At 37.8% G+C, this 7,881-nt stretch carries 10 protein-coding genes and 2 pseudogenes; 4 read left to right on the plus strand and 8 right to left on the minus strand.

Annotated elements, in window-relative coordinates; translation table 11 throughout:
• Together Sarmat_RS05290 and Sarmat_RS07415 are read left to right on the plus strand one after the other, a co-directional pair.
• Nucleotides 1-317, plus strand: a 317-nt coding sequence (locus tag Sarmat_RS05290; RefSeq protein ID WP_202149207.1) for a transposase, incomplete at its 5' end; no start/stop codon positions are given.
• The gene (locus Sarmat_RS07415; RefSeq protein ID WP_410520501.1) at nt 317-469 is read left to right on the plus strand and encodes a transposase; all 153 of its coding nucleotides are present in this window, start codon (nt 317-319) and stop codon (nt 467-469) included. The genes Sarmat_RS05290 and Sarmat_RS07415, both read left to right, overlap by 1 nt.
• A gap of 4 nt (nt 470-473) precedes the next feature.
• Here the strand turns inward: Sarmat_RS07415 and Sarmat_RS05300 are convergent, their stop codons facing one another.
• Nucleotides 474-596: an IS630 transposase-related protein gene (locus tag Sarmat_RS05300; RefSeq protein ID WP_202149759.1), complete on the minus strand. Its 123-nt coding sequence runs from the start codon at nt 594-596 to the stop codon at nt 474-476.
• A gap of 44 nt (nt 597-640) precedes the next feature.
• Here Sarmat_RS05300 and Sarmat_RS05305 point away from each other — a divergent pair, with 44 nt between their 5' ends.
• Both Sarmat_RS05305 and Sarmat_RS07420 read left to right on the plus strand, forming a co-directional pair.
• The gene (locus Sarmat_RS05305; protein WP_341826611.1) at nt 641-799 is read left to right on the plus strand and encodes a hypothetical protein; all 159 of its coding nucleotides are present in this window, start codon (nt 641-643) and stop codon (nt 797-799) included.
• Nucleotides 800-889: 90 nt separating this feature from the next.
• Nucleotides 890-1,027, plus strand: a pseudogene (locus Sarmat_RS07420) (IS5/IS1182 family transposase); the annotation flags it as partial.
• 642 nt (nt 1,028-1,669) lie between these two features.
• On the opposite strand, the gene rpmE reads toward Sarmat_RS07420, so the two are convergent.
• The 7 genes and pseudogenes from rpmE to Sarmat_RS07425 all read right to left on the minus strand — a co-directional run bounded on the left by rpmE (nt 1,670) and on the right by Sarmat_RS07425 (nt 7,746).
• Nucleotides 1,670-1,909 (minus strand): 50S ribosomal protein L31, encoded by a 240-nt coding sequence (rpmE, locus tag Sarmat_RS05315; protein WP_202149761.1) that lies wholly within the window; start codon nt 1,907-1,909, stop codon nt 1,670-1,672.
• Nucleotides 1,910-1,945: 36 nt separating this feature from the next.
• Complete coding sequence (rpmB, locus tag Sarmat_RS05320) at nt 1,946-2,287, minus strand: 50S ribosomal protein L28 (protein WP_202149762.1); 342 nt, start codon at nt 2,285-2,287, stop codon at nt 1,946-1,948.
• A gap of 168 nt (nt 2,288-2,455) precedes the next feature.
• Entirely contained in the window at nt 2,456-3,973 is a 1,518-nt protein-coding gene (folP, locus tag Sarmat_RS05325; protein WP_202149763.1) for a dihydropteroate synthase, read from the minus strand.
• Nucleotides 3,974-4,442: 469 nt separating this feature from the next.
• Nucleotides 4,443-5,651 (minus strand): annotated as a pseudogene (locus tag Sarmat_RS05330) (malic enzyme-like NAD(P)-binding protein); the annotation flags it as partial.
• Nucleotides 5,652-5,704: 53 nt separating this feature from the next.
• A complete protein-coding gene (locus tag Sarmat_RS05335; protein WP_202149765.1) occupies nt 5,705-6,397 on the minus strand; it encodes a phosphatidylserine decarboxylase in 693 nt (230 codons plus the stop codon).
• A gap of 96 nt (nt 6,398-6,493) precedes the next feature.
• Nucleotides 6,494-7,573, minus strand: coding sequence for a demethoxyubiquinone hydroxylase family protein (locus Sarmat_RS05340; protein ID WP_202149766.1), 1,080 nt, complete (start codon nt 7,571-7,573; stop codon nt 6,494-6,496).
• Between the two features lie 62 nt (nt 7,574-7,635).
• Nucleotides 7,636-7,746, minus strand: coding sequence for a hypothetical protein (locus tag Sarmat_RS07425; protein ID WP_410520502.1), 111 nt, complete (start codon nt 7,744-7,746; stop codon nt 7,636-7,638).
• Nucleotides 7,747-7,881: the final 135 nt, after the last annotated feature.

The following is a 7,881-nucleotide window of genomic DNA, read 5'->3' on the forward strand; positions in this document are numbered from 1 at the left end:
TAGCTCCTATGGTATTTAATGGTTCATGTAATACCCAGCTATTCGAAAGCTGGGTAGAGCAATTCTTGATCAAAGAGCTAAAAGCTGGGCAAGTTGTGATAATGGATAACGCTGCATTTCATAGATCACAAAAGACAAAAGATCTCATTGAATCTGTTGGTTGTAAGGTAATTTTTCTTCCTCCTTATTCACCTGATTTTAACCCAATAGAGAAATTTTGGGCTAATATGAAGCGATGGGTTAAGCAGAAAATTTCTGACTTTCAGAGTCTTTTTGCTTCGTTATCTTTCTTTTTTAAATACGCTACCTCAAATTAATTTACTATAGTGATAAAGAGTGGGAGTTAATAGAAAAAATAATATACAGGCGAAAAGGTAAACAAGGTCGGCCACCATCTAAGGATGCAAGAAAGCTATGGGATGGAATATCCTATGTAACAAAAAATGGCTGTTTTTGGCGAGATTTATAGTAATTTAGGTTGAATTAGGTATTTTAAATAATTTAGATGCTTTGTCATAACTATTCCCAGCTTCTAAATATTGTACTACTTTTTCTCTTAAATCATTGCTATAGCTTTTTGTCATTTTTCCTTTCATTATAACGAAAAATTCTATCTAACTCAACCTAAATTACTATAGTTATAGATACCCTAGGTTATCCTATGAATATCGATGCCCACAGCGCAACCCCTCACGATAGCAACTGTGTAAAAAGAGTATTATTTGGTCTAAAGGAAAAATTTCCAAGATTAGTAAGGATTTTAGCGGACCAAGGTTACCAAGGAGATTTACAGAAGTAGTTATACCCACGCTCATGGTAGTTTGCTTACCATTGTTAAGCCTAAAGCTGGCACTAAGGGCTTTAGGTGTAACAGTGGAGATGGCTTGTAGAGCGCTCATTCGCTTGGCTTGGTAACTTTAGAAGATTGTCAAAAGATTACGAAATAACCACCTCTTCAGCTAAGGCTTTTGTACAATTGGCTTTTACAAAAATTATGATGAAAAACTTATCATGCGGTTTTACGTGACCAGTTCTTAAAGTTTAATATTATAGCTGGAATTATTAATTTCAAAAATGGATTTTATAATAAAGCATTAGCGACATAAAACACATCAGCTCTACGCCTAACATACTCTGTGTTTTTTTAAGTTCATAACTTACTTTCTTACGCAACAGCTTATTAAATACTTACTAGCCGATCGTGAGTTTATGAGCAAAGAATGGCTGGATTTTCTTATAGAAAGACAGATTAATTATTTTTGCTTTATACAAATTTCGTTGATCAATTGAGCGTCTGTTTTAAACTCAGCCGGATTTGATATTGAAAAAAGCCACTTTATCAGTCAGATCGGTTTATGAAGTTGGTTGCCGTTTGCGCTATTGCATCAGCAATAATTATAAAAAACAGTCTAATTCAAAACCGGCTAAATCCCATCAAAATTAGGACTAAAAAACTAATCCAAAACAATTAGTATCATTTACATATGAGTTAGATCATATAAGAAACTGCCTAAAACAGGCTAAATTCCTCAATTATTATATAAATTGTAGGGTACTATGAAAAATGATACGCGTCACTATTGTTGTGCGTAATGGAGAGTGATTTTTTTCGATAATGCGTATTTAAGGAATGATGATCACGCATAAGCCATCCAATTACCGCAGAACATTACTTATATTTCGTGGCAGCAGCGACGCTAAAACCAGAAAACTTACGATTAAAGTTCTTAATCTGTTGATTTTCTAGTACAACCTTCTCTCCTTTAGGGTTCCAAGCTGGATGCGATCTATAATCTATATCCATCAAAAATTTTTTACCAGTATAGGATGAATTAATTTGCACCGTTAAACCAGAATTACCTATAACTACTTCAACATCATTATACTGTGGATGTATATTTTTACGCATATATTTATACCTCTTAACTATATTATCACTGCACTTTTACTTCATATTTAAAGACATACCGCCTTCCTGACGAATCTTACTTTCAATCAGTTTTTTAATCCTATAAGCGTTTTGAGAAAGATTAGCGTTAGAAGCCTTCAAAATAAAACTATCAAACCCCCCATTCTTACTCACAGATCTTATGCAATTTGCTGTTACCCTCAGGCGATAAGTCAAGCCCATTATAGAACTAAAAAAGGATACGAAACGCAAGTTAGGTTTGAAACTCCTTCTTGTTTTGCGCTGCGAGTGAGACACGTTATTGCCATACATCACACCAACACCAGTTAATTCACAACAATTGCGAGAAGATCTTCTCTCTTTTGAACTTTCAGTCATAACCACTACTTATAAATAACTTTATTTTTATATTTTGATGCTGATTTTATTTATTTAATGAAAGAAAGCATTAAGTTTCCCATAGTCAAAAATTATACAACAACACACCCTACCAAGTCAATTGCCATCATGAGACAAAAATTCATTGATAATGATTTGATAAGAATTTCATGAGATTGTCATGAGATTTTGTGCCGCTAAATACCTCTGATGGCCAGCTATATCATGCACCCTCAAATAATCAACCTTCAACTCACTTAAAACAGACGAAATGGCAATAGTCTCAAAATCTCGCTCTATTGGATTTTCTATTGGGTTCGCCGCCAAAAGAAATGACTTCCTAGAATGCCCCACTAGCACCTGGCATCCACACCAATCCAACTTTTGCATCACACGCAACAACTCAATGTTCTGATATATACTTTTGCCAAAACCTATGCCCGGATCTAAAATTAATCTATTATCACATGCCAGTTTATTAAATTTCTTCACGGCACCATAAATCCATTCCTGAATCACTTTAGAGATATCCAGGGTATCAGAAACAATATTATGTTTACTTGGTGGCACAGTAAGCGAATGCATAGCTAATAGCTTAACCTTATTGGTATCATAGATTTTATCTACTAAGTCTTGTGGCAAAGCGCCCGTCACATCATTAATCCAAGTTACTAAGTTCGTACCGAGAGCGTAATCTATCACTTTCGGAGTAAAACTATCTAAACTCACCTTATAATGCTGATTATTTCTACGGTTATAATCAGATAATGCCTTAAAAAAAGTACGCACCGTCTTCTCTTCTCGCTGCACATCTAACTCGCGCACCTTAGGGTTAGTTGCCTGGCCACCAACATCTATAATATAAGCTCCATCTTCTTGCATTTTTAGCATCTGCGCAAGGCATGCGTCAACGCTTTCAACAACATCGCGCGAAAAGGATAGATTGGTAAGATTTAAGATTCCAACTAATTTTACGTTTGCGCTCATACTACCTTCTAACACCGACTGCTCGGCCGATCTATGATGCGCTAAATTTGCTATTGATATCCTATCTCGCCCCCTTTTGCCTATTTTTCGTTCATTCTCTAACCCAAAAATACAAACATCTTGATTAGGCTTAGCAATGAGCGAAATATCATCGAGTATATCAAGCTCTAAGTCATGATTAACATCGGTATATTTTTGCGCAAATTCTTCGTGCACAATACTATCATCCACATCTTCGTATACTAGATCCTCTACTTGTAGAGCTAAGGTTAAACTAGGATTGAGAATAGATAATAAATGCAATATAAAATCACGTTTGATTATCTGAGCATGAGGAATAATGAGGCTTGCTTCTTCTATCCGCAAATCATGCCACAATAAAATGTCTATATCGATTATGCGCGCACTCCAGCGAGGAGCGCCTAAATCGCGCCCCATCTTGCATTCAATATGCTTAATAAAAGCTAAAAATTCGCGCGGCTCTAGATCGCTGCTACCTTCCAAAACCATGTTGAAATAATCCATGCTATCGCTAAGATTAGCATAGGCAAGATCATCTCTATTAGGGCAGTGTATTGCTTTAGTTTTTATTATTATGCTTTTTTTGATAATTTTAAAGTTTTGAGATAACAGTTCTAGCGCCTCAAATAAGTTGGCAATTCTGTTCCCAACATTTGAGCCAAGCGCGAGATAGATCATATAATAAGCCTCCGATTTTCTTTTTTGGCTACTACTTACATTTAATATGTTTTATTTCTTATCCAGAAAGCGCCACTGAGTAATATACATGAAGAGATTTGAAATAACACTTGTTCATAAAGCTCTGTGCCAGACGATAATCACTTCATCGTCTCCAATAGACTTCTTTCTAGACTCATTCATGGAGAGCGAATAGGCGAAATATACTCCAGCCTAACACTTGGAAGCATAACTAGATACGCGAGAGTTTTGAGCCAGGCGGCGCAGTAATTGCCATAGAGGCCGTTAGAAAGCTAACAGATTTCCTCGGAAAACTCTACTCTTGATGCTCACTGCGTCGTTGCTGTCAATACCGAATCCTTACTCAACTTTATATACGCTCGAAATTCTGCGCTTTTATTTGCTCCTTTTATTGATTCCTGATTAAGCCAGTTTAAAAGGAGGCGTATGGAGCTCCTTGCACGCACGCAGCCACCGCCTGAGGAACTGTATCTAACAATCTACGATCAAATGGGGTAGGCACCAGATAGTTTTTACCAAAACTCAACCGGCGTTGATAGATCAGCTCCACATCGTTATGCACAGGAAGCTGTGCTAACTGCGCAATGGCTTCGGCAGCAGATAGCTTCATCTGCAAATTAATGCTAGTAGCTTCTGCGTCTAAAGCGCCACGGAAAATATATGGAAAACAAAGCAAATTGTTGATTTGATTTGGATAGTCCGACCTACCAGTAGCAACAATTGCATCGGGCGCTACCGCCAATACATCTTCAGGCATTATCTCGGGGTTTGGATTAGACATAGCAAAAACGATAGGCTCTTTATTCATACTTTTTATCATCTCCTGGTCAAAAGAATTGGCAACAGAAAGCCCGATCAACACATCCGTTCCTACGATGGCTTCCCGCATTGAGGCATAATTATGAGAAGTTGCAAATTTCTCTTTCCATTTATTCATCCCTCTCTCCCTGCCTTTAAACACCACTCCCTGAGAGTCGCACAATACTACCTGCTCTTTATTTAAGCCGGCAGCTAACAATAACTCTAAGCATGCAATTGCAGCAGCGCCAGCGCCATTCACCACCACTCTCATATTAGTGAGTTTTCTATTAGTCACAAGAGCCGCATTCATTATGCCAGCAAGCAATACTATTGCCGTTCCATGTTGATCATCATGAAAAACCGGAATATCCAACAATTCCTGCAACCTTTCTTCAATCATAAAGCACTCTGGAGCCTTGATGTCTTCTAGATTGATCCCGCCAAAACTATATTGCAGATTGCTCACGACTTTAATAAACTCCTCTGGATCCTGGGTATTTACTTCTAAATCGATAGCATCTATATCAGCAAACACTTTAAACAACGCTGCTTTACCCTCCATAACTGGTTTAGAGGCTGCAGCGCCCAAATTCCCTAACCCAAGCACCGCCGTACCATTAGAGATGACTGCAACTCTATTGCGTCTTGCAGTGTATTTATAAACGTCTTGTATGTTTTCTGCTATTTTAGTGCAAGGCAGAGCCACGCCCGGAGAATAGGCCAAAGCCAAATCGCGAGGATTATCCAACGGTTTAGTAGTCAAAATTCCTAATTTACCAGGTCTAGGAAATTGATGATATCTTAGCACTTCTTGCAAAAACTCTTCTTTACCAACGTTTGTATCTTTTACACTCATATCATCCAACTCTAAATCATTTTACGCAACTCACGTCCTTAACACCTTCTTCTTTATCTTTTCGCGAACTGTTGTTCTTGGTATTTCTCCTCAAACCTAGCTATCACAGTTTCGCCACCAATACACCTTTGACCGGGAGAAACCATAATCATCGCATCTGCTGGAAGATATAAATCTACTCTACTACCAAACCTAATGATGCCATATCTGGCGCCTATTTGCACCTGTGCGTTCTCTTCTAGATCGCACACGATTCTGCGAGCTATCAAGCCAGCAATTTGAGCGAATGCTAAAACGCGCCCGTTATTCATTTTCATAGCAACTAACTGACGCTCGTTATGTATGCTACTTTTGTCTAAAGATGCGTTCAAAAACTTACCAGGAACATAATGCAGGGCAGTAATCACGCCATTTGCTGGCACGCGATTAACGTGCACATCAAATATACTCAAAAACACACTCACTCTCATCATTTCTTGGTCATCGAGTTGTAATTCAGTTGGTGCGGAAACTTTGGCTACGGCGGTAACTATACCATCACCTATACCCACCACTACATCATCAGACAAGGGCGTTATTCTATCAGGATTACGAAAGAAATAAATACACCAACAGGTTACTATGCAACCCACCCATGCAAACACGCCACTAGACACGCCCAGTAGGAAGGTAGTAACGGCAGAAAGTAATATAAAAATGTAGCCCTCTCGATGAATCGCTCGGCTTAAATCGCTATACTGTTTCATGTTTAATACATCGCTTTATTTAATCACATTAAAAAATCATAAGATACAAAAAAAATCGAGTCAAGCGCGGGTCAATGCGGTTATTTATATTGAATTCTATATTAACTTACTAATAACAATAGCCAATCTACACGCCGCTTTCACCATCATTGCATAAGTGAAATCTATCATCTTATACTGTGCCACACCTGGTGCTGGCTGCCGATGAGTGAATTTTTTGAGGTATCTTATAGCTTCTTTATATAAAAATAGCTTTTCTGATTGAATGGGTGATTTTTGCCCCTCTTTCTCTTTTGTAGAAAAAGAAAATTCTGATTCGTTTTTGCATCTAATTTGCTGCACTTTGGGTTTAACTTTAGTATTGTCACTTATAACATAACTATCTGCTAGCTTCTTATGATCTACCTCCTCATTATAAAACTCAACTATATGATTGAGCAAATCCTCCACTTCATTCAACCCCCCTTCAAACTCTACTCTTGATGCCAATTGCATCGTCGTTCCAATCCTTGAATCCTCACTTAACTTCATGTACGCTCGAGGTTCTGCACCTTTATTTACTTCTTGTATTTGCTCATCATGACCAAATTTTGCAAGAGGTTTATTTTTCAAATCTAAGTTGCGCAAAACATTCACCTGCCCCTGGTAGTGCTTTTCTATCACCTCCTCCACGGCCCTGGTAGTGAGCATGCCTTGCCTGATACTAATGCCTAAAGATAACCGACCTAATATGTAATAAGACAACAACCTCCATAATGGCAAAAAGATAGTTGGATTCATACAACGCCTTCTTAATTCAGATTGAAAAAATGCTAAATGCTTTTTTTCTACTGATAGCATGTGCGCGATGTGCCTCACAACTTCTTCGCCAACGAATGAAGTGAGAGGTTTAGCATTAATCTTGCGCTTTATTTCATCAAGTTGTCCAAGATACATATAAACAGCAGCGTATTCTCCAGCATGATTCACGCGCACAATCTGGTCTATGACCGCTCCTCCAAAGCCATAACTTCCTCTGTGAGTTTTAAAAAGTAAATACTTGCTTGCATCAAAAAATCTCCACCTCTTTTTTTGTTTACTAGATCTCTTGCTAAATTCTACTCCCTCATGGCACTGCCTAGTTGCTCCATGGGTGAGTTTTCTAAGAGGTCTATTAAAATTAAAATTATGCTTCATCCTTAAACTTTTTTCATATTCTTAATTGCAAGCAACATCTCTCAAGTAACAACTATAGCAAATCACCTTGTATTAGGTAAGATAAAGAAGTGCTGTAAGGCGTTATATAAATGAGTGAATTCGGTAATTCTATCTTTAATCCATCGTTTTATATTAGCCCAAAATTTTGCAATTGGGTTTAGGTCTGGCGAATAAGGTGGCGCAGCCTACAGATTCAATTAAACCCTTAGTCTTTTGAAATTTACAAAATGCAGCATTATCCATGATCACTACTTGACCAGGCTGCAGTTCTTTTTATCAAAAACTCC

Origin of the sequence: Candidatus Sarmatiella mevalonica, assembly GCF_016751895.1 — a bacterium.
GTDB lineage: Bacteria > Pseudomonadota > Alphaproteobacteria > Rickettsiales > Rickettsiaceae > Sarmatiella > Sarmatiella mevalonica.

Excerpts from the sequence above, each read along its gene's own strand:
- Sarmat_RS05300 (WP_202149759.1), bottom strand. The coding sequence starts at position 596 with ATGAAAGGAAAAATGACAAAAAGCTATAGCAATGATTTAAGAGAAAAA.
- rpmE (WP_202149761.1), bottom strand. The coding sequence starts at position 1,909 with ATGCGTAAAAATATACATCCACAGTATAATGATGTTGAAGTAGTTATA.
- rpmB (WP_202149762.1), bottom strand. The coding sequence starts at position 2,287 with ATGACTGAAAGTTCAAAAGAGAGAAGATCTTCTCGCAATTGTTGTGAA.
- folP (WP_202149763.1), bottom strand. The coding sequence starts at position 3,973 with ATGATCTATCTCGCGCTTGGCTCAAATGTTGGGAACAGAATTGCCAAC.
- Sarmat_RS05335 (WP_202149765.1), bottom strand. The coding sequence starts at position 6,397 with ATGAAACAGTATAGCGATTTAAGCCGAGCGATTCATCGAGAGGGCTAC.
- Sarmat_RS05340 (WP_202149766.1), bottom strand. The coding sequence starts at position 7,573 with ATGAAGCATAATTTTAATTTTAATAGACCTCTTAGAAAACTCACCCAT.